The organism is Nocardioides sp. CCNWLW216, assembly GCF_037120545.1.
In the GTDB taxonomy this organism is placed as follows: domain Bacteria; phylum Actinomycetota; class Actinomycetes; order Propionibacteriales; family Nocardioidaceae; genus Nocardioides; species Nocardioides lianchengensis.
Genome location: NZ_JBBBBJ010000002.1, coordinates 508417 through 533364, shown reverse-complemented (window position 1 = coordinate 533364; position 24948 = coordinate 508417). Strand labels below are relative to the sequence as shown.

The 24948-nt window shown below is 69.4% G+C and carries 28 protein-coding genes and 1 tRNA gene; 22 read left to right on the top strand and 7 right to left on the bottom strand.

Annotated features, from left to right (window positions below):
* The first annotated feature begins 66 nt into the window (after nucleotides 1-66).
* A complete protein-coding gene (locus tag V7S47_RS07050; protein WP_336560905.1) occupies nucleotides 67-1191 on the top strand; it encodes a response regulator transcription factor in 1125 nt (374 codons plus the stop codon).
* Nucleotides 1192-1307: 116 nt separating this feature from the next.
* Here V7S47_RS07050 and msrB read toward each other — a convergent pair whose 3' ends face one another.
* Nucleotides 1308-1712, bottom strand: coding sequence for a peptide-methionine (R)-S-oxide reductase MsrB (gene msrB, locus V7S47_RS07045; RefSeq protein ID WP_336560904.1), 405 nt, complete (start codon nucleotides 1710-1712; stop codon nucleotides 1308-1310).
* An 83-nt stretch (nucleotides 1713-1795) separates the two neighbouring features.
* Between msrB and V7S47_RS07040 the strand changes: the two genes are divergently transcribed.
* The 13 genes from V7S47_RS07040 to V7S47_RS06980 all read left to right on the top strand — a co-directional run bounded on the left by V7S47_RS07040 (nucleotide 1796) and on the right by V7S47_RS06980 (nucleotide 11972).
* Nucleotides 1796-2869, top strand: coding sequence for a ferredoxin reductase (locus V7S47_RS07040; RefSeq protein WP_336560903.1), 1074 nt, complete (start codon nucleotides 1796-1798; stop codon nucleotides 2867-2869).
* 72 nt (nucleotides 2870-2941) lie between these two features.
* Nucleotides 2942-4159, top strand: a complete 1218-nt coding sequence (locus V7S47_RS07035) for a fatty acid desaturase family protein (RefSeq protein WP_336560902.1) — start codon at nucleotides 2942-2944, stop codon at nucleotides 4157-4159.
* Nucleotides 4156-4479, top strand: coding sequence for a hypothetical protein (locus V7S47_RS07030; protein WP_336560901.1), 324 nt, complete (start codon nucleotides 4156-4158; stop codon nucleotides 4477-4479). The genes V7S47_RS07035 and V7S47_RS07030 overlap by 4 nt, the downstream gene beginning before the upstream one ends.
* Before the next feature lie 273 nt (nucleotides 4480-4752).
* Nucleotides 4753-5838, top strand: coding sequence for a DNA polymerase domain-containing protein (locus V7S47_RS07025; protein WP_336560900.1), 1086 nt, complete (start codon nucleotides 4753-4755; stop codon nucleotides 5836-5838).
* A 38-nt stretch (nucleotides 5839-5876) separates the two neighbouring features.
* Nucleotides 5877-6212, top strand: coding sequence for a hypothetical protein (locus tag V7S47_RS07020; protein WP_336560899.1), 336 nt, complete (start codon nucleotides 5877-5879; stop codon nucleotides 6210-6212).
* Nucleotides 6209-7099, top strand: coding sequence for a tyrosine-type recombinase/integrase (locus tag V7S47_RS07015; protein WP_336560898.1), 891 nt, complete (start codon nucleotides 6209-6211; stop codon nucleotides 7097-7099). Before V7S47_RS07020 ends, V7S47_RS07015 begins: the two co-directional genes overlap by 4 nt.
* 231 nt (nucleotides 7100-7330) lie before the next feature.
* Complete coding sequence (locus V7S47_RS07010) at nucleotides 7331-7585, top strand: hypothetical protein (RefSeq protein WP_336560897.1); 255 nt, start codon at nucleotides 7331-7333, stop codon at nucleotides 7583-7585.
* A 430-nt stretch (nucleotides 7586-8015) separates the two neighbouring features.
* Entirely contained in the window at nucleotides 8016-8846 is an 831-nt protein-coding gene (locus V7S47_RS07005) for a BLF1 family deaminating toxin (protein ID WP_336560896.1), read from the top strand.
* A 52-nt stretch (nucleotides 8847-8898) separates the two neighbouring features.
* A complete protein-coding gene (locus V7S47_RS07000; protein WP_336560895.1) occupies nucleotides 8899-9057 on the top strand; it encodes a hypothetical protein in 159 nt (52 codons plus the stop codon).
* A gap of 2 nt (nucleotides 9058-9059) precedes the next feature.
* Nucleotides 9060-9395, top strand: coding sequence for a hypothetical protein (locus V7S47_RS06995; protein ID WP_336560894.1), 336 nt, complete (start codon nucleotides 9060-9062; stop codon nucleotides 9393-9395).
* 285 nt (nucleotides 9396-9680) lie between these two features.
* Nucleotides 9681-9995, top strand: a complete 315-nt coding sequence (locus tag V7S47_RS06990; RefSeq protein WP_336560893.1) for a hypothetical protein — start codon at nucleotides 9681-9683, stop codon at nucleotides 9993-9995.
* A gap of 115 nt (nucleotides 9996-10110) precedes the next feature.
* Nucleotides 10111-10737 (top strand): hypothetical protein, encoded by a 627-nt coding sequence (locus V7S47_RS06985; protein WP_336560892.1) that lies wholly within the window; start codon nucleotides 10111-10113, stop codon nucleotides 10735-10737.
* Nucleotides 10738-10931: 194 nt separating this feature from the next.
* Nucleotides 10932-11972, top strand: coding sequence for an ATP-binding protein (locus V7S47_RS06980; protein ID WP_336560891.1), 1041 nt, complete (start codon nucleotides 10932-10934; stop codon nucleotides 11970-11972).
* A gap of 15 nt (nucleotides 11973-11987) precedes the next feature.
* Here the strand turns inward: V7S47_RS06980 and V7S47_RS06975 are convergent, their stop codons facing one another.
* Entirely contained in the window at nucleotides 11988-12818 is an 831-nt protein-coding gene (locus V7S47_RS06975) for a hypothetical protein (protein ID WP_336560890.1), read from the bottom strand.
* A gap of 151 nt (nucleotides 12819-12969) precedes the next feature.
* Nucleotides 12970-13422 (bottom strand): hypothetical protein, encoded by a 453-nt coding sequence (locus tag V7S47_RS06970; RefSeq protein ID WP_336560889.1) that lies wholly within the window; start codon nucleotides 13420-13422, stop codon nucleotides 12970-12972.
* Nucleotides 13423-13706: 284 nt separating this feature from the next.
* Here V7S47_RS06970 and V7S47_RS06965 point away from each other — a divergent pair, with 284 nt between their 5' ends.
* Nucleotides 13707-13940, top strand: a complete 234-nt coding sequence (locus V7S47_RS06965; protein WP_139175617.1) for a hypothetical protein — start codon at nucleotides 13707-13709, stop codon at nucleotides 13938-13940.
* 302 nt (nucleotides 13941-14242) lie between these two features.
* Here the strand turns inward: V7S47_RS06965 and V7S47_RS06960 are convergent, their stop codons facing one another.
* Both V7S47_RS06960 and V7S47_RS06955 read right to left on the bottom strand, forming a co-directional pair.
* Nucleotides 14243-14779, bottom strand: coding sequence for a hypothetical protein (locus V7S47_RS06960; RefSeq protein ID WP_336560888.1), 537 nt, complete (start codon nucleotides 14777-14779; stop codon nucleotides 14243-14245).
* A 10-nt stretch (nucleotides 14780-14789) separates the two neighbouring features.
* Nucleotides 14790-15884 (bottom strand): ATP-dependent DNA ligase, encoded by a 1095-nt coding sequence (locus tag V7S47_RS06955; RefSeq protein ID WP_336560887.1) that lies wholly within the window; start codon nucleotides 15882-15884, stop codon nucleotides 14790-14792.
* Between the two features lie 63 nt (nucleotides 15885-15947).
* Here V7S47_RS06955 and V7S47_RS06950 point away from each other — a divergent pair.
* Nucleotides 15948-16026 (top strand) — tRNA-Gln (locus V7S47_RS06950).
* Here V7S47_RS06950 and V7S47_RS06945 read toward each other — a convergent pair.
* Nucleotides 16015-17649, bottom strand: a complete 1635-nt coding sequence (locus V7S47_RS06945; RefSeq protein ID WP_336560886.1) for an eCIS core domain-containing protein — start codon at nucleotides 17647-17649, stop codon at nucleotides 16015-16017. The two genes, V7S47_RS06950 and V7S47_RS06945, sit on opposite strands and share 12 nt — an antisense overlap.
* 56 nt (nucleotides 17650-17705) lie before the next feature.
* Nucleotides 17706-19535, bottom strand: coding sequence for an ATP-binding protein (locus V7S47_RS06940; RefSeq protein WP_336560885.1), 1830 nt, complete (start codon nucleotides 19533-19535; stop codon nucleotides 17706-17708).
* Nucleotides 19536-19668: 133 nt separating this feature from the next.
* Here V7S47_RS06940 and V7S47_RS06935 point away from each other — a divergent pair, with 133 nt between their 5' ends.
* From V7S47_RS06935 to V7S47_RS06910, 6 genes are all read left to right on the top strand, one after another.
* A complete protein-coding gene (locus V7S47_RS06935; protein ID WP_336560884.1) occupies nucleotides 19669-20427 on the top strand; it encodes an SDR family NAD(P)-dependent oxidoreductase in 759 nt (252 codons plus the stop codon).
* Between the two features lie 58 nt (nucleotides 20428-20485).
* Nucleotides 20486-21961 carry a bifunctional UDP-N-acetylglucosamine diphosphorylase/glucosamine-1-phosphate N-acetyltransferase GlmU gene (gene glmU, locus V7S47_RS06930; protein WP_336560883.1) on the top strand — a complete coding sequence of 492 codons (1476 nt, stop codon included), beginning with the start codon at nucleotides 20486-20488 and terminating at the stop codon, nucleotides 21959-21961.
* Between the two features lie 44 nt (nucleotides 21962-22005).
* The gene (locus V7S47_RS06925) at nucleotides 22006-22977 is read left to right on the top strand and encodes a ribose-phosphate diphosphokinase (RefSeq protein ID WP_090858654.1); all 972 of its coding nucleotides are present in this window, start codon (nucleotides 22006-22008) and stop codon (nucleotides 22975-22977) included.
* A 195-nt stretch (nucleotides 22978-23172) separates the two neighbouring features.
* Complete coding sequence (locus tag V7S47_RS06920) at nucleotides 23173-23844, top strand: 50S ribosomal protein L25/general stress protein Ctc (protein ID WP_336560882.1); 672 nt, start codon at nucleotides 23173-23175, stop codon at nucleotides 23842-23844.
* Between the two features lie 38 nt (nucleotides 23845-23882).
* On the top strand, nucleotides 23883-24482 hold the full coding sequence (pth, locus tag V7S47_RS06915) for an aminoacyl-tRNA hydrolase (protein WP_336560881.1): 600 nt from the start codon (nucleotides 23883-23885) through the stop codon (nucleotides 24480-24482).
* A 55-nt stretch (nucleotides 24483-24537) separates the two neighbouring features.
* The gene (locus tag V7S47_RS06910) at nucleotides 24538-24945 is read left to right on the top strand and encodes a hypothetical protein (RefSeq protein ID WP_336560880.1); all 408 of its coding nucleotides are present in this window, start codon (nucleotides 24538-24540) and stop codon (nucleotides 24943-24945) included.
* Nucleotides 24946-24948: the final 3 nt, after the last annotated feature.

Here is a 24948-nt window from a genome sequence, read left to right as displayed (position 1 = left end):
CTGGTGGTCCAGCCCACCCAGAAATCTGGGATGTGCGGGCGGGCCGGTCGCGCCGACACTGCTGCCATGCCCCGAGGACTGACCGCCGAGCGCGTCCGCCAGGACGTCGAGGTGCTGTCCCGTGGCGGCCTGGACCTGGAGACCTTCCTGGAGGAGGCCGCCGAGTCGGTGCGCCGCGCCGTCCCCTGGGAGGCCGCCTGCCTGGCCACCCACGACCCGGGGATCCACCTGCTGACCAGCGCGCGGAAGTACGGCGGCCTGCGCGACGTCGACAGCCACGACCAGGAGTTCGCGCTGATCGAGTACGGCGCGGTCGAGCCGACCGGGTTCTACGAGATCGCCGCGGCCGAGCGGCCCGCGGCCGGCGTGCATCTCACCCACGACGGCGAGATCGAGCGCTCGGTCCGGATGAGCTCGTTCATGGTCCCGCACTTCGGGTTCGGCGACGAGGCGCGCCTGCTCTTCCGCGAGAACGGACGGGCCTGGGGCGCGATGGCGCTCTTCCGCGGCAGCGACGACACCGCCTTCGCGGCCGAGGACGTCGCCTACCTCGCGTCCCTGTCAAAGCTGTTCGCCCGGGGCGTCCGCGGCGGACTGCTGGAGCGGATGGCCACGACCTCGCCGCCGGCCCAGCAGGGCCCGGTGGTGCTCATCGTCGGCACCGACGACCGGGTCCTGCAGATGAGCGCCGGGGCCGAGGACCGGATCCGCGGGCTGCGGGTCGGCGACGGCTCGTGCGACCCGACCAGCGTCGTGGGTGCGGTCGTGGGCGCGGCCCGCCGCTACGCCCGGGGCGAGTCCGCCGTACCCCCGCGGGCGCGGGTGCGCGGCGAGTCCGGCATGTGGCTGGTCGTGCACGCGTCACCGCTGAGCGGCGCCGGTGACCGGGAGGGCGAGGTGGTCGTCACCATCGAGGAGGCCCGGCCGCCGGAGATCGTCGCCCTGGTCGTCGCCGCCTTCGACCTCACCCAGCGCGAGCGGGACGTCACGCAGCTGGTGCTGCAGGGCGTCGACACCAAGGAGATCGCGGCGACGCTGCACGTCTCGACGTACACCGTCCAGGACCACCTGAAGTCGGTCTTCGACAAGGCCGACGTCCGCAGCCGCCGCGAGCTGATCTCGCGGATCTACTTCGACCAGTACGTCCCGCGGATGGGCTCTGAGCTCAGCCCGTCGGGCTGGTACGCGTGAGGTCTCGATACGCCCCGCTCGTTCCTCGCGGGGCTACTCGACCAACGAGTCGGTTCCTCGGTCGAGGCGCTCGTTTGTCTCGTGAGCGCCAGCCAGCGTTTCGAGACCGGCCCCGATCAGCTCGACTCGACCGGCTCCAGCGTCAGGCTGATCGAGTTGATGCAGTAGCGGTCGCCGGTGGGCGTGCCGTAGCCGTCGGGGAACACGTGGCCCAGGTGGGAGCCGCAGTTGGCGCACCGGACCTCCACCCGCTTCATGCCGTGCGAGACGTCCTCGATGTACTCGATCGTGTCGGTGATCGGCTGGTAGAAGCTCGGCCAGCCGCAGCCCGAGTGGAACTTGGTGTCCGACTCGAAGAGCTTGGTCTGGCAGGCCTTGCAGCGGTAGACGCCGGTCGTCTCGGTGTCGGTGTACTCGCCGGTGAAGGCGCGCTCGGTGCCGGCCTGGCGCAGCACGGCGTACTCGTCGGGGGAGAGCTGCTCGCGCCACTCGGCGTCGGTCTTCTCCACGTCATAACCCATGGCTCCAGCGTACGGCGGCACACCAGCGCGCCTCACCCGTCCGGGGCGTTGACGCATTCAGAGAACAAGTGTTCACTGACCCGATGGCCAGCACCGTTCCGTGGGACCGCGTCCGGGGCCTCGGGTCCAAGCTGACGACGCCCCTGGACCCCGACGACTACCTCCGCCTCCTCAACCCGCTGTGGACCAGCCGCGAGCTGCGCGGTCGGGTCGAGAAGGTCGTCCCCGAGACCGACGACGCCGCGACCCTGGTGATCCGGCCGGGCTGGGGGTGGCGCTACGACCACCGCCCCGGCCAGTACGTCGGCATCGGCGTCCAGGTCGACGGCAGGTTCCAGTGGCGCTCGTACTCCGTGAGCTCACCGCCCAAGCGCTCCGGGCGGACCATCGCGATCACCGTGCGCGCGATGCCCGAGGGGCTGCTCTCGGCGCATCTCGTGAAGGGGCTCGAACCGGGGACCATCGTCCGACTGGCCCTCCCCGAGGGCGACTTCGTGCTGCCCGACCCGCCGCCGCCGAGGCTGCTGTTCCTGGTCGGCGGGAGCGGGATCACCCCGGTGATGGCCATGCTGCGCACCCTCGATCGGAGGGGCACGATGCCCGACGTCGTCCTGCACTACTCCTCGCCCACGCCTGACCGGATGATCTTCCGGGACGAGCTGACCCGGCTCGAGGAGCAGCACGACGGGCTGACCGTGCACCGCCTGCACACCGACACCGACGGGATGCTCGACCTCGCCGAGATCGAGGCGTTCTGCGAGGACTGGGCCGACCGCGACACCTGGGCCTGCGGGCCCGGCCCGATGCTCGATGCGATCACCGAGCACTGGGAGGGATCGGGTCTGGAGGAGCGGCTGCACCTCGAGCGGTTCTCCCTCCAGCTCGGCGGCGAGGGCGGGGAGGGCGGCACCCTCACCTTCCGCAACTCCAACAAGAGCGTCGAGGTCGACGGGGCCACCACGGTCCTGGAGGCCGGTGAGGAGGCCGGCGTCGGCATGCCCTACGGCTGCCGGATGGGCATCTGCCACACCTGCACGGTCACCCTCGTCTCCGGCACGGTGCGCGACCTGCGCAACGGCGACGAGTTCGGCCAGCCCAACGAGCAGGTCCAGACCTGCGTCACCGCCGTCGTTGGCGACTGCACGCTCGACATCTAGCCCCACCGGTGGTGGAGGAGGTCGAGCAGCGACCGTCTCGACACCCCGTGAGACGAAAGGAGACCTGACGCCATGGCGATCAGCGACGTCCAGGAGTACACCCACCTCACCGACGAGGAGGTGGAGCAGATCGGCCGCGAGCTCGACGCGATCCGCGCCGAGGTCGAGGACTCGCGCGGCGCGAAGGACGCGGCCTACATCAACCGGATGATCAAGGTGCAGCGCGGGCTGGCCGCCGCGGGCCGGGTCTCGATGCTCGCGGGCACCTGGGGCGCGCGCTGGGCGCCGCGGGCCGAGAAGCCGGCGGTCGCGGCGGGCGCCGTACTGCTGGGGCTGGCCAAGATCCTCGAGAACATGGAGATCGGCCACAACGTCATGCACGGCCAGTGGGACTGGATGAACGACCCCGAGATCCACTCCTCCAACTGGGAGTGGGACACCGCCCAGCCGGCCGAGCAGTGGAAGCACAGCCACAACTACGTGCACCACCAGTTCACCAACGTGCTCGGCTACGACAACGACATCGGCTACGGCATCCTGCGGATGGCCCGCGAGCAGAAGTGGTCGCCGTTCAACCTCGGGCAGCCGGTCTACAACGCCGCGCTCGCCACGCTCTTCCAGTGGGGCGTCGCGCTGCACGACCTCGACATCGAGCGGATCCGCAAGGGCGAGAAGGACCCGAAGGAGATGAAGCGCCAGCTCGGGCAGATCTTCCGCAAGGGCCGCAACCAGATCGTCAAGGACTACGTCGTCTACCCGGCGCTGTCCGGTCCGCGCTGGAAGCAGGTCATGGTCGCCAACGCGACGGCCAACCTGAGCCGGAACCTGTGGTCCTACGTGATCATCTTCTGCGGCCACTTCCCCGACGGGGCGATGCACTTCACCGAGGAGGAGATCGAGGACGAGACCCGCGCGGAGTGGTACCTGCGCCAGGTCCTCGGCGCCGCCAACTTCCAGGGCGGCCCGCTGCTGCACATCCTGTCCGGCAACCTCGGCTTCCAGATCGAGCACCACCTGTTCCCCGACCTCCCGTCCAATCGGTACGCCGAGATCTCGGTGCGGGTCCGCGAGCTCTGCGACAAGTACGACCTGCCCTACACGACCGGCCCGCTGCACCGGCAGTACGGCCAGGCGCTGCGCACGATCATCAAGCTCTCGGTGCCGAACTCGTGGACGTCGAGCGACCAGCCCGAGCCGCCCACCCCGTCCCGCGACCGCAAGCGGAGGTCGGACGCCGAGCGGCCGCCCCGTCGTACGGAACTGGGCGGCTGGATGCGGCGGGCGTCGTGAACGCCGTCGTCGAGGACGTCGGCGCCAAGCGCTGGGTGACCCAGTGCGCGCTCAGCCGGATCTGCGGGGTCTGCGCCGAGCCGCTCGGCCGGCCGGTCGCGTTCCTGGGCACGCCCGACGAGATCGCCCGCAACGCCCTGCACCTGCCGCCCATGCACGCCGGTTGCGCCGACGCCCACCGCCGTACGACGGCCGCCGACCCGGCCTGGCAGGTCGTCCTCACCGCCGGCTTCGAGTTCGTCCGCGCCGCCAAGGAGGACGACGACCGCCGCCCCACCTTCCAGCCCAACTCGCTGCTGTCCGCCGACTCCGGTGGCTGAGGTCGCTGGCGCGCTGCGGGGGTTTCGACACGCTCACCCGCTAGCGCGGCCTCGCTGCTCAACCACCGGCTGGTGGCGCCGCCGGTGCTACCGGTCGTACCGGCGGTGCTGCCGGTGGTTGAGCAGGTCGCGCTAGCGACCGTGTCGAAACCCCCGCACCCGAGAAGTGACCTCGATCGGGGTCGGCGGTCGGCAAGGCGGGTTTCGACACGCTCAGGACTTCGTCCTCCACTGCTCGACCACCGGAGGGGTTCGACGGCCTAGGGTCGGGGCATGGCGAAGGCTCCGGCGGCAGAGGTCGAGGCGGGCGGTCGCGCCGTCCGCGTGTCGAGTCCGGACCGGGTGATCTACGAGGCGACCGAGCGGACGCCCGAGGTGACCAAGCTGATGGTCGCCGAGTACTTCGCGAGCGTCGAGGACGGCCTGATGCGGGCCCTGCGCGACCGCCCGACCGCGCTGGAGCGGTGGACGTCGGGGGTGCGGCCGGGCATGAAGCTGGCCACGGGGCCGCAGGACAAGGACGCCGACGCGTTCTACCAGAAGCGGGTGCCGAAGGGCGCGCCCGACTACCTGGAGACCGTCGGCATCACCTTCCCGTCCGGCCGGACGGCCGAGGAGATCTGCCCGACGGAGATCGCCGTACCGGTTTGGTGCGCCCACATGGGCACGCTCACCTTCCACCCCTGGCCGGTGCGACGGGCCGACGTCGACCGGCCCGACGAGCTGCGGATCGACCTCGACCCCCAGCCCGGCACCAGTTTCGGCGACGCGGTCCGGGTGGCCGGCGTCGCGAAGGAGCTGCTCGAGGAGCTGGGGATGGTCGGCTACCCGAAGACCTCCGGCAACCGCGGCGTGCACGTCTTCGTCCGGATCGAGCCGCGCTGGGAGTTCGTCGACGTGCGCCACGCGGCGATCGCCTTCGGCCGCGCGCTCGCCGCGCGCGACGACGGCGTCACCGTCGAGTGGTGGAAGGAGGAGCGCGGGGAGCGGATCTTCGTCGACTTCAACCAGAACAACCGCGACCGGACGATGGCCTCGGCGTACTCGCTGCGGCCGATCCCGGGCGCCCCGGTCTCGACGCCGGTGAGCTGGGCGGAGCTGGCCGAGCTGACCGGCCCTCAGGACCTCAACCTTTTCACGGTCCCCGAGCGGCTCGCCGACAGCGGCGACGCCTGGGCGGCGATCGACGACACGTCGTACTCCCTCCAGCCGCTGCTGGACCTGTGGGAGGAGCAGGGGGCGGTCGAGCTCAACTTCCCGCCCGACTACCCCAAGATGCCGGGCGAGCCGCCAAGAGTCCAACCAAGTCGGAAGAACGCTCTGAACTGGGAAAACGATGGTACGACGCCGCGTGGATGAGGTAGCACCACGCTCACTCAATGGATAACCTAGTAGGTATGGATTCGGTTGCGCCACAGGGCGAAGCTCGCGGCGTTGCGCTCAGCGGCCTCACGGCGACAGCCAGTTCGGTCTTCCTCGGTGCCTCCCTGAGCATTGGTCTGAATGACGCGAATGTGCACATCGTTCTTGCGGCTTTCGTGTACGTGCTGAGCCTGTTCCTGATGTTCGGAGGATGGTGGGTGGCTCGTCGCGCGCTGCACGCACAGGCCACGCGGCTGCAGGCCGAGTCGGCTGCTCTCCAGGGGCAACTGCGGGACCTCGACCGCCTCAGCCGTGAACTACACACCAAGGTGAATCGGGTGCTCTACGACAGAGACTCGACAACTACGTGACCGCCCGCATCGAAGATCTTCATCGCTCCTTCGCTCGCCACCTGCGAGCCGAGGGCAAGTCCGAACGCACGATCAAGATCTACGGTCAGGCGATCAACTTCTTCTCCGGGTGGTTGGAGGCGCAGGGGCGACCAGCTGACCTCGACGAGCTCAACCGACCAGCTATCCGTGAGTGGTTGGCCCAGCTCGTCGAGGTGAACGAACCCTCGACCGTGAAGATCCGCTACCGCGGCCTATTCCGCTTCTGCGGGTGGCTGGTCGACGAGGACGAGCTTGACGAGAACCCGATGAAGACGCTGTCACCGCCCGAGCTCAACGACAAGCCGGTTCCCATCCTGGACGACGCCGAGTTGTCAGCTCTCCTGAAGGCCTGCGCCGGCAAAGACTTCGCCGACCGACGCGACGAAGCCATGATCCGGCTGCTTCTCGACTGCGGCCTGCGCATCTCGGAGCTATGCGGGCTGTCCGCTGACGTTGACCTTGACCAGGGCATGGCCCTAGTGCGAGGCAAGGGCAGCAAGATCCGCCCCATCTACTTTGGGGCCCGCACCACGCGCGCGCTCGACCGATACATCCGCGCGCGAAGAGGCCACCGCTGGGCGCACCTGGACGCCCTTTTCCTGACCCAACGCGGCGCCATGACGCCGGATGGTGCCCGCGAGCGCATGAAGGTCCGCGGGCAGCAGGCGGGTATCGAAGACCTTCACCCGCACCGCTTCCGGCACACGTGGGCGCATGACTTCCTGATGAATGGCGGGCAGGAGCGTGACTTGAAGCGGCTAGCCGGCTGGTCCTCGGACGTGATGCTGGAGCGATATGGCGCCTCGGCCGCAGACGCACGAGCGAAGGCAGCGGCACAACGACTTCGCCGCGGTGACCGAGTATGAGCAACCGCAGTGCGGATCCACTTCTCGAAGCTCTTCGATCAAGTCGGGCACGCACCGAACTCGCGTCGGCAATCTACGGAGCTCTGAAAGCCAGCGGAGAGCTTCATGCTCACCGTCTGGTCACCTATCGATGCTTTTCCAAGCAGCGTTGCAGTCTCCTCGATTTGGTGGACACCCCTGAGGGTCTCTTGGTGGGGTTTCCGCGCTACAAAATCTCGCCGTCGGTCACGCATGCCACGAGCAGCGAGGGAGAACTACGACCTGCGATCATGTGGAGAACAGTCACGACGCCGGAACCTGTCGCTGATCCTGATTCCGCCCACCAAAGAGCTGCTCATTCTGGAGGACGACCAAGTGATGGCGCGCAAGGTTGGGTCCACGTTCACGAACGGCACGGCGACCTGCAACCTCTCGATCACCACCCGTGAAGCGTCGGCGCACTACGTCGAGATGTCGCGTGTCAGGGTCACACTGTTCCACGACTGATCGGCCCAGTAGGCCGGTGATGCTGAGCCCGAGCTGCTCGATCACGTCTGTCCCGTCTGGGAAGGCAAGTACGCCCCACCCGAGGCCAATCCGCATGACCCGGTGCTTGTCCTCGTCACGCAGGCCAGCGGCGGATTTGTCGAATCAGACCGATGACGCCCCCGGCCGAATTATGCTCCGACAGGTGGAGAGAGCGCCGGCGACGCGTAGTCCTCAAACAGCAGCGACAACGCCCCACGTTCCGACAGCGACTGCCACACCAGCTGCCCCCGCACCGCTTCCTGTGTCGACATCGGGATGCGCGGACCCAGAACCTATGCGACTGTCGGCCGGCTCGACGAGCAGACCGGAAGACCCGTTCGACCTCCATCGCCTCACGCCGGTAGGAGCAATCCACCCAGGACACCGGGCGCCCACCTCGGACGCCGCAATGCTCGCCCGCCTGACACCCAGCAGTGGCGCGACCGGACGACGCGATGACCACATGGATGGTGCCTCCATCCGTCGGATGATGGAGGCAGATGAAGAAGCCGCACAACCTGCGCCTTCCCCCGTGGCCGGCGTCGCCGCTCAACTGCGAGTTTCGATGGCCACCGGCGGGAACCTGGGTGTGAACCTCGACGCGCTGAGGGATCTCTCGTCTCGTCCCTACGGGGTGACGATCACGATGGATGGCAACGAAGCCGTCATCAGCCAAAACTACGACGAAGACGCGATGCGAGTGGGGTGGCTGCCGTGGCGTAGCGGCGGAACCACGGTGTTCGAGATTGATGAACTAGATACTGGCGAGCTCTTTTTCACCGCACCCCTGTCCGGCTGCAAGATCCTCGCGCTGCCAGGTGTGGTCCTGCACGTTGACGCACCCATTTCCTACGACGAACTTCACCGTTCTGTTGCCGGCCCAGCTCACGCGGCTTTGCAACAGTGGGTGCTGGAGGAGCAACCTTCAGCCTGCCTCGCACGCACCGACACCGTTTGGGACCTGCGTGAATCGTTGTCTGTCGCGCCGACCCTCTACGAGGGAGGCGCATTGGTGGGAGGCATCAAACGCGCTGGCGGAATCGATCTGTTCTACTTGCCGGCCGGCGGAGCATGGACCCCCCTAGGCATCGTTGGGCGGCAGCTCCGTCCCCCGCCAGCGCGCGTCGTCGCCGCAGCTGCCGCTGAACCTGTGGGTCGCTGGAGGCCCTCGCGGCAGAGAAGAACGGAGGGCACAGGTTCGGCGCCAGCCGACCTTCCGCCTGCGGCGAACGACGACTAGCACTCTCGGTCGGGGAATGGCGGTCGAACACGTGTTCGACTAGGTTGCCGGGGTGATCATGCGTGCGACGACCCGGCCCATCGACGACCCGAATGTGCGCGGCACGGTCTACGACGTCGAGCGCCCCGAGTACGACGCCTGCATGGCCGTTGTCCGCGCCGAGGTGCCCGCGGGCCACCGACTCCTCAGCGTCCAGGTCAACCGAGGCTGACTATGCCGCGACACAACCCGAGCCCCGACCGCGTGACGATGGCGCGGCTGCACGGGACCGCCACCCGCCACGTGCACGCGAAGAGTTCGGCCGACGTCGCTGTGGCCGAGTTGGTTGAGATCGCCACCGAGCGGGTCAAGGGACGTGCGCCAGTTCTGCGGGTCGACCTGCTCTCGGAAACCGCCGCCGCGATGCTCGGCGCCTGGCAGGCCGACCCGGTCAAGGCTTGGGTCGGCGAGAAGGCCTCCCGGCTCTTGGTCGCGGCCAGCGGCACCGACGAGGAAAACGGGCATGCGGCGGCCGAGGTCGTGTGGCGGATGGGCCAAAATCAGCACTAGTTTCGGTAGTGGGCCATACCAGGCCTCCAACCATGGGACCCGGCCACCCGTCCCGGTGACCAAGACTCTTTGCAGAATCGTTCGATAATCGAGCCTGTGGTCTAGTCGGAACCTGAACGATTGTCGACGCTTGGGTGCTGCATCTTGCGCAGTGGTTCCGCAGTGATGAATCTTGCAACTCCCCCAACAAAGGAGTTGCTAATGCACTTCACTCGGAACGTGGCTCGGGCTGCGATTGCAATTGGATCGGCTGGCGCTGCTGTCTTCGCCCTCCAGGGTCCAGCAATGGCTGCCGCCGACCCGCTAACCGTCTGGAAGGACGGCGTCTGGAAGGCTCACGCTCAGTACAACGATGCGGAAAATCGGTTCTGCACCCGCGCCTACAACGGAACGTCAGGCGCGCAGGCGACCCTCGTAATCGACTCTGCGGGAGGGCGAGTGGTTATCACCGACCTCGGCGGAAACGACGACCCCAACTGCCACGACATGGACACCAGCTATATTCCGTTCGTCGAGAACGGGAACTTCGTCTGGAAGCTCTACTGGTCCGGCTCGGGCAGCGCGAGCGGAGAGACGACCTGGCAGTCCGGTCAGTTCTAAACTCGAACTCGACCCCGTCCACAATCTTGTGGGCGGGGTCGAGTTATGCCCGGGGCGACCCGGCGACGGGTAGTAAGGTGGTCCGTCTTTACGCATCTGATCCACAATCAGGATTGTGAACGAGACTCCGGACTGGCTGACCTGGCCCCAAGCTGCTGAGCTCGTCGGCTGCCCGGTCCCCACGGTCGAGCACTACGTCCGGACTGGTCGGATTGTGCGCCGGCCAGGTCAGGGGCGCCGCGGCGGCAGCCTGCAGCGTGAGTCCGTCGAGGAGTTCGCCGGTTGGTGGCGCGAACGCATAGCGGGACTGCAGGAGCGCCGCCAGGACCGCGAGGCCCGCCGCATCCGTCCACCCGAGCCCGAGGGCTGGATCCAAGCGACCGAAGCCGCCGAGCGGCTCGGGTACGCGCACTCGGACCACGTCGTCTACCTCGCACGGCAGGGACGACTCGAGGCGCGGAAGGTTGGGGTCCGCTGGTGGGTCCGCGAGGCCGAGGCCCACGAGTATGCGCGCGAACGCGACCAGTGGGTCTCGCACGTCGAGGCAGTTCGGATCTTCGGCTGCAGTGCCGAGACAATCAGGCGTGCCGTGACCGCCGGTAGATCCAGCGTCGGGCCGTTCGTCGCACGAAGGCGTCGCTGTCGCTGGAGTCCGTGCGTAAGTTCCAGTCTGCGTGGCCTCATTGACCTTCGCGATAACTTTATCATCGACCCGCCGACTCTGATAAAGTTATCAGCATGAGGACTGCGCTGGACAATCCGTTTACGCCTGGGTCAGACACGGTCCCACAGATCTGGGCGGGTCGGGTAGCTCAACTGAGGGACTGGGATGCGGTTGTCCGACCTCGCCGAGTCGCTGGTCTGTCCGAGCGAGGGCGGACCATCCTTGGCGAGGCTGGTCTGGGCAAGTCCACCTTGGTGCGTCGAATCGCAGCAATGGCCGAATCCAGTGGTGATTGGGTGACGCCCCAGCTGCGGATCCCGATGGGGGCTGACCCACTCAAGGCAGTCGCCTCGGCGATGTTGATCCTGGCAGACAAGGCTGGGCTTGCGGCGGCGCGGGATCGACGAATTAAGGATCTGCTGGACCGAGTTCGCGCGGTCGCGGCGAGCGGAATCTCGCTTACGCTGGATCGCGGAGAGGGTCCCGAGCCCTATACGGCTTTGACTGATCTATTAATTGAGATAGGGCAGGCGGCAATTGGCAGAGATGTTGCTGTCTTGATTCATATCGACGAAGTTCAGAACATCACCAGTGAGGAGACACTCTCCCAACTTCTGGTGTGTCTCGGTGATGCGATTGCGTATGAGATCGACGTGGAAGCGCCCGGCGGGGTGATTTTCCGGCGGGTCCTGCCAATCGCGGTATATCTGACTGGTCTGCCCGAGTTCGCAGACATGGCGGGAGCGAGAAAGGGCGCCACTTTTGCGCGGCGCTTTATGACAACCACACTCGCCCCGATCGACGACGACGACCTTCGTATGGCTCTGCAGGAGTTCATATCGCCTGGGTGGACCGTCCCTGGCGATCAAGGCGGAACTGGACTGGTAGGCATGGAACCTGCGGCGGCCGATGAGATCGTTCGGCTGTGTCGGGGAGAACCGTTCTTGTTTCAACTTGCGGGTGAGCGGGCCTGGTACGCGGGCGACGGGCCAGTCATAACGCTGTCCGAAGTGCGCGAAGGATGGTCCGCCGCCCGCGCTGAGGCAGCGGCGCATGTGGAGAGAATCCTCGAGCGACTCCCAGGGCGGGAGCGTCAGATGGTTGAGGCAATGGCGAAGATCGCTCCTGAAAACCGCACCGCTACGAAGATCGCACGCAAGATGGGCTTCGATAGTGCATCACAAGCGGGCCCAACTGCGCAGCGCCTTGACACAATTCGGGGCATCATCGACAGGGGAAGTCAGTACAAATTCCGTCACCGAGCGGTTGAAGCGTACCTAACATCGAATTGGCCGGATATGGAAGCCACCTAGGTGGGTGCTTCTATCTCACTTCGGCAGTGGGAAGTTCTCATTCGTCAGCCCGCCTGCCGGCAGTTGCAGCTTTGCCCGTGACTGACCCGACCGGTGCGCGTTCCAGGCCCTGATCGTCAGCGCCAGGCCGACCGTCTCGTTGATGCGGCCGCCCCGCACGCGCAGACGGGTGATCCGGTCGCGCAGGTGCTTGATCGGGTCGTTGGCGCCGAGGTTCTCACCGTCGGAGACCCGGGTAAGGAACCAGGTGGCCTGCTCGGCGTCGAGCTTGGCCATCAGAAAGTGGCACAGCCCGTAGACCGACGCGGGGAGTGACTCGCGGGACGCCAGTCGGGCGGCGAGCTCGGCAGACGTGCGGATCTCCGGGTGCCGATCGATGAAGTCCGACATTTCCGTCGGGGTCGGCTTGATCGCACCCGTGTTCGTCCGCATCCCGCGCTCCCACATCACTGCACGACGGCAGACCGCGGCCAGGGTCGAGGTGTTCTCCTCGCCCGCCAGTTTCAGGGCGTCCGAGTAGGACCGCTTGGCGCCTGCGTCGACCGTCGGCATCACGTCGGGGGACATGCCGCGCACGACGATCATCGGGACCGTGGCGTCGGCCTGGATGACCGCGGAGAGGCGGTGCTGGCCATCCAGCAGCCGGCCATCGACGTCGAGCTTGATCGTCTCGCCGTTCAATGCCCAGTTGCCCGCCTCCATGTCGCGGGCGTAGGAGTCGACCACCGGGCGGCGGAGGTTCCGGTTGTTCGGGTTCTTCTGCAGCCAGGACGCGGCAAGGTCGGGGGAGACCTCGATGATCTCGACGGTCGGGGGAGTTGTTACGTGTTGTTCACGGGCTGCCACGAGGGCTCCTGTCGGCGGTGGGTAGCGGTTGGGCAGACGCCCGCGTCGGGGTTGCTGCGTATCGCGGCGCGGGCGTCGAAACGAGGGGCCAGCCCGCCACATATGGGCGGGCTGCACGGTGGGGAGCGGCCGGGCGGGTAGAAGAGCGGGGTCATCGCTCGCGGAGGTCTTCGAGGTCGGCCAGGTGGATCAGCTGTGCGGCCATCGTGCGCGCCTCGGCCGTAGTCAGGTTCAGGCTGATTCGCTCGTGCTTGTTCTCCTCGCCTCCGAGCGGCGTGATCGTGTGCAGCTCGAAGAACACGGTCGTCATGTTGAGTCCATCGACCGGAACGTCGTCGTAGGGGTTGCCACGTCGGAGCTGTGCGCGCCACCCGCCGGCCCCCGGGCGATCGGTGCGCTTCGCGAGGTAGTTGACGATGTCGTCGACCTGCCCGCCGAGCTCGATGCTGAGGTGCTCCCGGGCACCCTCGAGGTTCGTACCCTCGGCATAGGCGGCCCGATGTCCGGCCAGCCCGTCCGCGCGCCAAGGGGGGCAGTAGGTGTAGACGCCGCCGACCTTCCTGTCCTTCTTCTTCGGGCCGGTCTTCTGCGATGCTTCGGTCATGGTTCTGGTCCCTCCTTGGGGGGTCGGTTCCTAGGCCGGGCTGGTGTGCCAGCACCAGTCCGAGCCGTCGGTCAGGAGAGTCGGAACTCGCCCGATAACTTGACCCACAACGCTCGTCGCTCCTGCGCCTCCCCAGTCAGAGAGCACAACGCTCAGGCGGGAGGCACCCCCAAGATGCCGGGCGAGCCGCCGCGGGTGCAGCCGAGCAAGAAGGTCGCGGAGCACTGGGACGAGGACGGCAACCGCGTCGAGTCGTGAACGGGTCGGGTGGGTACTCCCCGGCCATGGCTGTCTACGACTCCGACCTGCAGGCCGCGGTGGACGCGACGTCCGTCGCCAAGGACGCACGCGCGACCGAGGACCTGGTGGGCTACCTACGCGACCAGCTCGCCGAACGCGAGATCGAGACCTCCGACGAGGAGTGGCTGCAGCGGACGGTCGCGGCGATCGAGGCGGACCCGAACTACATGATCGAGGACGAGCCGAGCGACTACGTGTCCCCGAAGCGCGAGGTCTGAAAGACCCCCGAACTGCAGAAGGCCCGCCTGGCGCTGCTCGGGACAGCGCCGGGCGGGTTGCTCCTGGCGAAAGTCACTCGGTCCCCCCGAACCGTGGAAGTTCCCCCCGGAATTCCATGGACTCTCGACCCTTGCGGGTCCGGTACGCCAGCGCTCCCCCCGAAGCTCCGACCATCCGGTTCATCAGCTCGTACTCGTGTGTCCAGGCCTCGCTGATAGGTAGAACTCTAGAGATCCGTGCTCCACGGAAGATCCACACGACCTCCAGCGTTCGGTAACAGACTCGGTAACAGCGGCGGGCGTCAGAGCCCGCTGACGCCCTCGCCGCCGCCGGCCTGCTCGTCGAAGTTCTCGTGCTCGAGCAGGTGCAGGACGGGGACGCCGATCTTGCGGCGGGCCTGCGAGGTCCAGTCGAGGTGGAAGAACTCGGCCACCACGTGCGGGCGGGTCAGGATGATCGCCTCGCGGCCGTCGACCTCCTTGATCTTGGCGGCCAGCGCCTCGATCGGCGGGCCGGGGACGACCTGGCCGGTCGCGTGGGCGCCGGCGGCCGTCAGTGCGGCGAGCGTGTCCTTCAGGTCGGTCGTGGAGCGGTCCTCGCACTCCTGGCGCACCGCTTCGAGGTCGACGTCGGACATCGCCACGGCGGGGGAGGCCATCAGCTCACCGGCCGAGAGCGAGCCCATGGCGGCCTCGATTCGGGCCGCTGCGTCCTCCAGCGGCAGCAGCACGTGGTAGGTCACCGGCTCGTCGAGACCCTCGTGCAGGGACCGCACCTGGGCGGCGTCGGCCTGGGTGAGCGCCTGCTCCACGAGCAGCACCACGTCGTAGTCGTTCATGCCTCCGACTCTAGTCCTGCGGATCCCCGCCGAGGACCTCGCGGAGGTCGTAGCCGACCGGCTCCTCCAGTTGGTCGTAGCGGCACGACCCCGCGTCGCGGTCGGGCCGCCACCGCTTGAAGTGGGCGGTGTGGCGGAACCGGCGGCCCTCCATGTGGTCGTACTTCACCTCCAGGACCCGCTCGGGGCGCAGCGGCGTGAACGACAGGTCCTTGCCCTGGCTCCAGCGGCTCTGGGTGCCGGGCACCCGGTCCGGGTTGGCGGTGAGGAACTCCTGCCAGTGGCCCCACGGGTGCTCCTCGATCGGGCACACCAGCGGCTGCAGCTCGTCGTACAGCTCGGCGCGACGGGTCGCGGTGAAGCTGGCGCTGACCCCGACGTGCTGGAGGCCGTCGTCGGTCTGCAGCCCCAGCAGCAGGCTGCCGATCAGCGGCCGCTCGGGGGTGCTGGTCTTGTGCTCGCGGTAGCCGGCCAGCACCACGTCGGCGGTGCGCTCGTGCTTGATCTTCAGCATCGTCCGGCCGTTCGGGGAGTACGGCGCTCCCAGCGGCTTGGCCATCACTCCGTCGAGCCCGGCCCCCTCGAAGCGGGTGAACCACTCGCCGGCCTCGGCCGGGTCGGTGGTGGTGCGGGTGAGGTGGCACGGACCGGAGAGGCCCGCCAGCGCCTGCTCCAGCGCGGCCCGCCGCTCGGCGAACGGGCGGTCGGCGTACGACGTGTCGCCCAGGGCGAGCAGGTCGAAGGCGACGAAGCCCGCGGGCGTCTTCTCGCTGAGCATCTCGATGCGCGACGCGGCGGGGTGGATCCGCTCCTGGAGCACCTCGAACTCGAGCCGGCGGTCGATGGCGACGAACAGCTCGCCGTCGAGCACGCACCGCTCCGGCAGCTGCTCCCGCATCGCCGCGACGACCTCGGGGAAGTAGCGGGTCAGCGGCTTGGTGTTGCGCGACGCCAGCTCGATCTCGTCGCCGTCGCGGAAGACCAGGCAGCGGAAGCCGTCCCACTTGGGCTCGAAGCTCAGCCCACCGTGCTTCGCCGGGTCGGGGATCCCGGACACGGACTTGGCGAGCATCGGCTGGACGGGCGGCATCACGGGCAGGTCCACCCTCGCAACTTATCCGGCTCCGCGGACAGCGGGCGGTCGTTCTAGGGTGTCCCTGCCAGTCGATCCCCGGTTGGTCTGCCGGCAGGGCCCGCCTGACTTTGAATCAGGACTAGCGACGTAGGTTCGACTCCTACCCGGGGAGCTTGGGTGCGGGCCTCGCGGGCCGTGACGGCGCGGGCGCCTTCTCGGGGGCTCGGGCGCCCTTCTTGGTCGAGGTCAGGCGGACGATCCACCAGCGGGGAACGGTGCCGTCGCTGGCCAGTCCCTTCGCGTAGTGGGTGGGGGTGTCCATCCGCTCGACCTTCGTGACGGCGTACTGGGAGCCGGCGAGGAGCAGCACCTCCTTCTCGGACTTCACCTGCGAGAAGGACTCGATGTCGCGTCCGCCGCTGTCCTCGATCGCGAAGATCACCCGGTTGTTCTTGCCCTGGGTGTTCTGGACGGCGAAGCCCTCGGCGACGCCCTGCGACTTGGTGGCGCTGGACAGGGAGGGGGAGGACCACTTCTTCGACCGCCGCAGGTCGACGAGCTGCTTGTCGTCCATCGGCTGACCGCGGTAGACGGTCCCGGTGTACTCGGGCATCCGCTCCAGCCCCTGCATGGCGACCCCGCTGTGCAGCGTGCCCTCCTCGACGAGGGTGGGGGTGTCGTGGGCGAACATGTTCCGCTCCACCTCGCTCCTCGAGGCCCTGGCGTTCTTCGCGGTGATCCCCATCCAGCTCTCGCTGTTGGCCGAGGCGGGGTTGATGTAGCGGTAGTCCATGCCCGTGAAGGTGCTGATGGCGCTGTACTCCGCTTTGCTCAGCCCGGCCGACTTGGCCGCCTCCAGGTCCGGGTTGAAGCTCTCGCGGGCGGCGATGTTGCGCGAGCCGTTGGTGATGGCCTTGAGGTTGAACCTCTCCTTCGCGCCGGTCGCCTTGCCGCTGGCGGCCTGGAGGTAGTCGGCCTGGGCCTGGTCCTGGCTGCCCTGTGCGAGCTCGGCCGTGAGCTGGTCCACCAACGCGTCGACCAGCCGGCGCCGCTCGGCGTCCTTCGGGTCGTCGCTGCGCTGGTGGGTGTTGAGGTAGTCGAGGCAGAGGTTGTTCAGCTTGTGCATGAACTGCATCCGCTTCTCCGGCGTCTTCGCCCGCCACACGTCGGCGACGCCCTCCCGGATCTTCGAGAACGACGACGTCATCGCCCGCGGGCCCGACGTCCCGACGGCGTCGAGGTCGCGGGCCGAGATCGACAGCAGCCGGCGTACGGCGCCGCCGCCCTGCAGGACGTGGCCGAGCTCGTGGGCCAGGACGTGGCGTCCCTGCGCGCTGTCGGGGGCGTAGGCGCCCTCGGAGAAGAAGATGTCGCGGCCGGTCGTGAACGCCTGCGCGGACATCGAGCGCGAGAGCCGGTCGGCCTGCGCGCCGTGATGCACCCGGACGTGCCCGAGGTCGGCCCCAAACGCCGCCTCCATGCTTCGCCGCACCGGCGCCGCGAGGGGCGTGCCCGTCGAAGACCGGATCTGACGCTCCGTCCGGGTGTCCAGGGTGCCGCCCTCGGCGCCGATGGCGCCGTCGGGGTGAGGCGCGTGCCGTCGTCGTACGGCGCCCGCCGGGACCGGCGCGTGGGGAGCGGGCTCCTGCGCGGCGAGCCAGTGGAGGGCCTCGTCGGCGCGCCGGTCGGCGTCGTGCTCGGCGTGATCGTCGGCAGCAGCGACCCGGAGCGTGCCGGGCTCCGAGTGCAGGCCGTCCGGACGAGGCCGCCGGGTGCGCGGGTGTCGTCGTGACATCGGGGTCCTTCGCGGCGGTCGTCCGGGTCGAGGTCCTGAGATCCGAGGACGCCAGCCTACGGTAGGGAGACCTCTTGCGCGGGGCTTCCGGCGGCCTCGAAGTCGTCGGGGTTGAGGAGGCGGCCGAGCTTCTTGTACTCGCCGGACAACGCGTGCAGCAGGTGCGCCATGGCGATCGGCCGGTCCTCGTCCGCCGCACGGAAGGCTGCGCTGAGGACGACGTTGCGGATGATGCCGCCCGCGACCTCGAACCGGCCCGCCAGCCGGTCGAGATCGACGTCCGGTCCGACCGGGAGGTCGCCGTCGGCCAGGTGGTGGGCCCAGATCGCCCGGCGCTCGTCGACCGCGGGCAGGGAGAACGAGACCACCTCGTGGATGCGCCTCAGGAACGCGTCGTCGATGTTCTTGGGCAGGTTGGTGGCCAGCACCACCACGCCGTCGTAGCTCTCGAGGCGCTGCAGGAGGTAGGACACCTCGAGGTTGGCGTAGCGGTCGCGGCCGTCCTTGACCTCGGAGCGCTTGCCGAACAGCGAGTCGGCCTCGTCGAAGAACAGCACGGCGCTGCCGGCCGAGGCGGCGGCGAAGAGCCGCTCGAGGTTCTGCTCGGTCTCGCCGATGTACTTGCTGACGACGGAGGACAGGTCGACCTTGTAGAGGTCGAGGCCGAGGGTGTGCGCGACGACCTCGGCCGCCAGCGACTTCCCCGTACCGGACGGGCCCGTGAACAGCGAGACGATGCCGCGCCCGGACGCCGACGTCGCGCCCCAGTCGTCGTAGACCGTCCCGGCGTGGCGGAACCGGGCCGCGATCGAGCGGAGCTGGACCAGCTGGGGCTCGCCGAGCACGAGGTCGTCCCAGGTCTTCCTCGGCCGGATCCGCCGGGCCAGGCGGGCCAGCGGACCCGCGAGCAGCCGGCGTACGGCGAGGTCCAGGTCGCCCATGGCCGGGAGGGCCGAGCCGACCTGCTCCAGCTGGTGGGCGCTCAGGCGGTGGGAGCGCGGGACCTGCTCGCCGAAGACGCCGCGCCACTCCTCCTCGGAGACCACCTCGTCGCCGGCCCGCAGCTCGACGCGCTCGCGTGCGGGCAGCTCGCCGAGCGGGATCTCGTCGCGGCTGGAGAGGACCCAGGGCAGGTGGGCCGCCCGGTCGATCCACTGCCGGCCGGTCGGGGGCAGGTCGTCCCCGAGCTCCACCAGCACGCCACAGCCCGTGATCGTCGCCTCGCGCACCACGGCCGCCCACCCCTCGTCGCCGGCCGGGGTCGGGGTGACGAGGAAGCCGGCCGCCGCCTGCCGGCGGGTGGCGGCGACGCGGCGGCGTACCGGGTCGGGCCCGGAGACCAGGACGAGGCGGTCGTCGTACCGGACCGCGCCGGGTGGCGCGTCCATCGTCCAGGCGCCGACGGGCAGGTCGGGGTCCGGAGACGGGTCGCCCCCGAACGCCCAGACGACGCTCGGGGCCAGCACGATCTCGGTGGTCGACCACGGGCCGCTCCCGACGAGCTCGACGATCGCCGCACGCCGCAGGGGAGAGGACGGTCCGGTCGCCGCCACCGTCGGTCCCAGACCACCGAGCAGCCGCGCCGCCGCCCCGAGGGTGAGCCGGCCCGGGCGTCCGCTGCCCGTCAGGACGGCCAACCGCGCCGTCCGGGCGAGGTCGGTCTCGCAGGCGAGGAGCAGGGCGAGGAGCTCGCGCACCGCCCCACGGGCGTCGATGTTCGCGGCCAGGGCGTCGAAGGCGTCGACCTGCTCGCCGCCCGCGGCGAGCGCCGCGCGGGCCCGCTCGAGCTCGGCGGGTTCGTCCTCCCCGAGCGCCCGGTCGAGTGCGGCGTCGGCGAAGCGCAGGAAAGCCGGCACCGCCGTCGTCGTGTTCTGCTCCGTGTCCACGGACCGCCTTCCGATGCCCGACACCCGCAGGCTAGTGCCGCGTGCAGGTGCCGTCCGCGGTTTCGGCGATCGTCTTAGCCCGCGGTGGGACTCGTCTGTGCCGAGGCGCTGCGTGCTGGCTAGGTTGCGGGACATGTCCTCCGCGAGCTTCGCCGGCCGAGCCGTCCTCGTCACCGGGGCGTCGTCCGGCCTCGGCGCGGCGTGCGTCCGGCGCTTCGCCGCCGCCGGCGCGAGCGTGTACGCCGCCGCGCGCGACCAGGACCGGCTCGCCGAGGTCGCTGCGTCCTGCGCCGGGCTGCCCGGCGAGGTGGCCTTCGGGCCGCTCGACGTCGCCGTGCCGGCGTCGTGCCGGGAGGCGGTGGCGGCCGCTGTCGAGGTGTTCGGGCGGCTCGACGTACTCGTGAACAACGCGGGGCGCCACGACTTCCGGCTGACCGCGGAGGTGACGGAGGAGCAGTGGGCGCACGACGTCGCCGTGAACCTCGGCGGTGCCTTCTTCTGCTCGCAGGCCGCGATCCCGCACCTGCTCGAGACGGCCGGCAACATCGTCAACGTCGCCTCGGTCGCCGGGGTCGTGGGGGAGGCGTACTCGGCGGCGTACACCGCGGCCAAGCACGGCGTGGTCGGGCTGACCAAGGCCCTCGCGGTCGAGCACGTGAAGTCGCCGCTGCGGGTGAACTGCGTCTGCCCGGGCGGGATGGACACCCCGCAGGTGCACACGATCGAGGTGCCGGAGGGCGCCGACTTCGAGCTGGTCATGCGGATCTCGGCCGCGCGCGGCTTCATGAGCGCCGACAGCGTGGCCGCGGTCGTGGCCTTCCTCGCCTCCGACGACGCAGCCGCCGTGCACGGCAGCATCCAGGTCGTCGACCACGGGCACCTCGCGGGCTGAGGCCCCGTCACCTGGGCCCTCTACAGTGAGTCGGTCGCCGAACCTGGAGGAAAGCCGCGTGCCCACTGACCTGACCGTCGTCGTCCTCGCCGCCGGGGGCGGCACCCGGATGCGGTCGAAGACCCCCAAGGTCCTGCACCAGGTGGCGGGCCGGAGCATGGTCGGCCACGTCCTGACCGCCGTGCAGGCGCTCGAGCCGCGCCGGGTCGTGGCCGTGGTCGGCCACCAGCGCGAGCTGGTCGGACCGCACGTCGAGGAGCAGCTGCCCGGGGTGGTGCTGGCGGTCCAGGAGGACCAGCTCGGCACCGGCCACGCGCTGCTGGTGGCGATGGCGGCCGCGGGCGCGACGTCCGGCACCGTCGTCGTGGCGTACGGCGACACCCCGCTGCTGGCGGGGGAGTCCCTGCAGCAGTTCGCTGCCGAGCACGAGGCGGCCCAGCGGGCGGTCAGCATCCTCAGCGGCGTCGTGGACGACCCGTTCGGCTACGGCCGGGTGGTGCGCGACGCCGAGGGCGACGTGGTCGCGGTCGTGGAGGAGAAGGACGCCGACGCCGACCAGCGCGAGATCCGCGAGATCAACTCCGGCATCTACGCGCTCGACGCGGCCTTCCTCGCCGACGCGCTCCCGCGGATCGGCAACGACAACGCGAAGGGCGAGTACTACCTGACCGACGTCGTCCACCTGGCCCGCGAGGCCGGCCTGACCGTCGGCGCCCACGTCCTCGAGGACGTCCGCCAGACCGAGGGCGCCAACGACCGGGCGCAGCTGGCCGAGCTCGGGGCCGAGCTCAACCGCCGGATCCTCGACCGCTGGATGCGCGCGGGCGTCACCGTCATGGACCCGGCCACCACCTGGGTCGACGCCGACGTCGTGCTCGCCCAGGACGTCACCCTGCTGCCCGGCGTCCAGCTCCTCGGCGCGACCGTCGTCGGCGAGGACGCCGTCGTCGGGCCGGACACCACGCTGAAGGACTGCGAGGTCGGCGCCGGAGCCCGCGTCGTCCGCACCCACGGCGAGCTGGCGGTCGTCGCGCAGGGCGCCACGGTCGGGCCGTTCTCCTACCTGCGCCCCGGCACCCACCTGGGCGCCGACGGCAAGATCGGCGCCTTCGTCGAGACCAAGAACGCCCGGATCGGCGAGGGGGCCAAGGTCCCGCACCTCTCCTACGTCGGGGACGCCGAGATCGGCGAGGGCACCAACATCGGCGCCGGCACGATCTTCGCCAACTACGACGGCGTCGCCAAGCACCGCACCACCGTCGGCCGGCACGCGCGGACCGGGTCCAACAACACGTTCGTGGCCCCGGTCCACATCGGCGACGGCGCGTCGACGGCCGGCGGCACCGTCGTACGCCGCGACGTGCCGCCGGGTGCGCTCGCGGTCAGCAGCGGGCCCCAGCGCAACATCCCCGGCTGGGCCCAGACGCGTCGTTCCGGGACCCCTCAGGCGGCTGCCGCCGAGGCGGCGGGAGACGCGTCTCACAACGACGACCCCGGAGTTGGGGACCCGGGGTCCGCAGGGGCAGAATCCTAGAAGTTCCCTCCCTCCGGCGACCCAGGAGCAGCACCGTGACCGGAATGAAGAAGACCACCGAGAAGAACCTGATGGTCTTCAGCGGACGGGCCCACCCCGAGCTGTCGGAGGAGGTCGCGACGCTGCTCGGCGTCGACCTGGTCCCGACCTCGGCGTACGAGTTCGCGAACTCGGAGATCTACGTCCGCTACGAGGAGTCGGTGCGCGGCTGCGACGCCTTCGTGATCCAGAGCCACACGGCTCCGATCAACGAGTGGATCATGGAGCACCTGATCATGGTCGACGCCCTGAAGCGGGCGAGCGCCAAGCGGATCACCGTCGTACTGCCGTTCTACGGTTACGCGCGCCAGGACAAGAAGCACCGCGGCCGCGAGCCGATCTCGGCGCGGCTGATGGCCGACCTGTTCAAGACGGCCGGCGCCGACCGGCTGATCGCGGTCGACCTGCACGCCGACCAGATCCAGGGCTACTTCGACGGCCCGGTCGACCACCTGATGGCGCTGCCGATCCTGACCGACTACGTCAAGGAGCACTACGGCCGCGAGCAGCTCTGCGTGGTCTCCCCGGACGCCGGCCGGATCAAGGTCGCCGAGCGCTGGTCGGCCAAGCTCGGCGGCGTGCCGCTGGCGTTCATCCACAAGTCCCGCCGCACCGACCGGCCCAACGAGACGGTCGCCAACCGCGTCGTCGGCGAGGTCGCCGGCAAGATGTGCGTGCTGACCGACGACATGATCGACACCGGCGGCACCATCGTGAAGGCCGCCGAGGCGCTGATGAACGACGGCGCCGCTGGCGTGATCATCGCCGCGACCCACGCGATCCTCTCCGACCCGGCCGTCGACCGGCTGAAGAACTGCCCGGCCGTCGAGGTGATCGTCACCAACACGCTGCCGATCTCGCCCGACCGCGAGTTCGACAAGCTGACGACGCTGTCGATCGCGCCGCTGGTCGCCCGGGCGATCCGCGAGGTGTTCGAGGACGGCTCGGTCACCTCGATGTTCGACGGGCACGCCTGACGCTCCCGCGCCCGGCCGCGGATTTCGCCGCGGCCCGTCGTACTGGCTAGACTCCTGCGGTTGCCTCGGCGAGGGAGCGGCGGTCCTCACGGATCGGACCGCTCCGTGATCGACAGGGCTGGACTCCTCCGGGATGCGCCGAGCCGTCGAGCCGAGGCCCCCGACGCCGAGAAGCCAGCACCGAGGAGAACCAGCATGTCCGAGAAGATCACCGCCGAGACCCGCGCCGAGTTCGGCAAGGGTGCCGCGCGCCGCATCCGCCGCGACAACAAGATCCCGGCCGTCCTCTACGGGCACGGCAACGAGCCGGTCCACGTGACCCTGCCCGGCCACGCCACGATGATGGCCCTCAAGCACGGCGGCGCCAACGCGCTCCTCGAGCTCGAGATCGACGGCAAGAGCACGCTCGGCCTGACCAAGCAGGTCCAGGTCGACCCGATCCGCCGGGTCATCGAGCACATCGACTTCGTCGTCGTCGTCAAGGGCGAGAAGGTCACCGTGCAGGTGCCCGTGCTCCTCGTCGGCGAGGCCGGCCCCGACACGCTCGTGGTCACCGACACCACCGAGATCGAGCTCGAGGCCGAGGCGACCCACATCCCCGAGTCCATCGAGGTCTCGATCGAGGGCCTGCCCGCCGGCACCCAGATCCTGGCGTCCGACCTGAGCCTGCCGTCCGGCTCGACGCTGACGCTCGACCCCGAGACGCTGATCGTCAACATCACCGAGCAGGTCTCCGCCGAGGCCCTCGAGGCCGAGCTCGAGGAGGCCGAGGCCGAGGCCGGCATCGAGCGCGACGAGGCCGACAACGACGTCGACGAGGTCGGCGCCGAGGAGTCCTCGGACGAGGCGTCCGCCACCGAGGAGTGACCTTCCGCTTCCTCGCACGACGAAAGGCCCGGGACGCCGTGACCGACTCCAGCACGCCTGTGTGGCTGGTCGTCGGCCTCGGCAATCCCGGGCCTTCGTACGCCGGCCACCGCCACAACATCGGCTACCTCGTCAACGACGAGCTGGCCAGCCGGATGCGCGGCTCGTTCCGTGCCCACAAGTCCGGCCGCTCCGACGTGGTCGAGGGTCGGCTCGGCGTGCCCGGCAGCGATGCCCCGCGCGTCGTCCTGGCCCGCCCCCGCTCCTACATGAACGAGGTCGGCGGGCCGGTCAAGGCGCTGGCGACCTTCTACAAGGTGCCGCCGGAGCGGATCATCGCGATCCACGACGAGCTCGACATCCCGTTCGACACGATGCGGGTCAAGCTCGGCGGCGGCGACAACGGCCACAACGGCCTGAAGTCGATGCGCTCCTCGCTCGGCACCGGCGACTTCCACCGGGTGCGGGTCGGCATCGGCCGGCCCCCGGGTCGCCAGGAGGTCGCCGACTTCGTGCTGTCGAACTACTCCACGACCGAGCGCAAGGTCGTGCCGTTCACCGTCGACACCGCCGCCGACGCGGTCGAGTCGCTGATCGCCGAGGGACTCGAGCGGACCCAGCAGCGCTTCAACTCCTGACCATCCCCCACGCGGGTCATGTCGGAGCCGGCCGCGGGGCCTAGCGTGCACAGGCATGCAGGACGCGCTGATCGTGCTGGGACTGGTGCTGTTCCTGCTCGGCCTGCTGACGGGCCTCGCCGTACCCGCTCACCGGAACCCGCGGATGGCTGTCGCCAGCCACCTGCAGGGCATGACCAACGGCCCGTTCCTCGTCCTGGTGGGCCTGCTGTGGCCCCGGCTCGACCTGCCCCGGTCCGGGGAGGTCGCGGCGCTCGCCCTGCTGGTCCACGGCGCCTACGCGAACTGGCTGGCGACCCAGCTCGGCGCGCTGTGGGGTGCCGGGCGCCGGTTCGCCCCGGGAGCGGCCGGCGAGCACCGCGCAGCTCCCGGGCGCGAGCGGGTGGTCGACCTGCTGCTCGTCACGCTGGCGCCCGCGATGCTCGCCGGGACCGTTCTCCTGGTGGTGGGCATCCTCCGCTGAACG

Bases quoted from the DNA above. Each gene is read 5' to 3' on its own strand.
- V7S47_RS07050 (WP_336560905.1), top strand. From the start codon at position 67: ATGCCCCGAGGACTGACCGCCGAGCGCGTCCGCCAGGACGTCGAGGTG.
- msrB (WP_336560904.1), bottom strand. From the start codon at position 1,712: ATGGGTTATGACGTGGAGAAGACCGACGCCGAGTGGCGCGAGCAGCTC.
- V7S47_RS07040 (WP_336560903.1), top strand. From the start codon at position 1,796: ATGGCCAGCACCGTTCCGTGGGACCGCGTCCGGGGCCTCGGGTCCAAG.
- V7S47_RS07035 (WP_336560902.1), top strand. From the start codon at position 2,942: ATGGCGATCAGCGACGTCCAGGAGTACACCCACCTCACCGACGAGGAG.
- V7S47_RS07025 (WP_336560900.1), top strand. From the start codon at position 4,753: ATGGCGAAGGCTCCGGCGGCAGAGGTCGAGGCGGGCGGTCGCGCCGTC.
- V7S47_RS07020 (WP_336560899.1), top strand. From the start codon at position 5,877: ATGGATTCGGTTGCGCCACAGGGCGAAGCTCGCGGCGTTGCGCTCAGC.
- V7S47_RS07010 (WP_336560897.1), top strand. From the start codon at position 7,331: ATGCCACGAGCAGCGAGGGAGAACTACGACCTGCGATCATGTGGAGAA.
- V7S47_RS07005 (WP_336560896.1), top strand. From the start codon at position 8,016: ATGCTCGCCCGCCTGACACCCAGCAGTGGCGCGACCGGACGACGCGAT.
- V7S47_RS06995 (WP_336560894.1), top strand. From the start codon at position 9,060: ATGCCGCGACACAACCCGAGCCCCGACCGCGTGACGATGGCGCGGCTG.
- V7S47_RS06990 (WP_336560893.1), top strand. From the start codon at position 9,681: ATGGCTGCCGCCGACCCGCTAACCGTCTGGAAGGACGGCGTCTGGAAG.
- V7S47_RS06980 (WP_336560891.1), top strand. From the start codon at position 10,932: ATGGCCGAATCCAGTGGTGATTGGGTGACGCCCCAGCTGCGGATCCCG.
- V7S47_RS06970 (WP_336560889.1), bottom strand. From the start codon at position 13,422: ATGACCGAAGCATCGCAGAAGACCGGCCCGAAGAAGAAGGACAGGAAG.
- V7S47_RS06965 (WP_139175617.1), top strand. From the start codon at position 13,707: ATGGCTGTCTACGACTCCGACCTGCAGGCCGCGGTGGACGCGACGTCC.
- V7S47_RS06960 (WP_336560888.1), bottom strand. From the start codon at position 14,779: ATGAACGACTACGACGTGGTGCTGCTCGTGGAGCAGGCGCTCACCCAG.
- V7S47_RS06945 (WP_336560886.1), bottom strand. From the start codon at position 17,649: ATGTCACGACGACACCCGCGCACCCGGCGGCCTCGTCCGGACGGCCTG.
- V7S47_RS06935 (WP_336560884.1), top strand. From the start codon at position 19,669: ATGTCCTCCGCGAGCTTCGCCGGCCGAGCCGTCCTCGTCACCGGGGCG.
- V7S47_RS06925 (WP_090858654.1), top strand. From the start codon at position 22,006: ATGAAGAAGACCACCGAGAAGAACCTGATGGTCTTCAGCGGACGGGCC.
- V7S47_RS06920 (WP_336560882.1), top strand. From the start codon at position 23,173: ATGTCCGAGAAGATCACCGCCGAGACCCGCGCCGAGTTCGGCAAGGGT.
- V7S47_RS06910 (WP_336560880.1), top strand. From the start codon at position 24,538: ATGCAGGACGCGCTGATCGTGCTGGGACTGGTGCTGTTCCTGCTCGGC.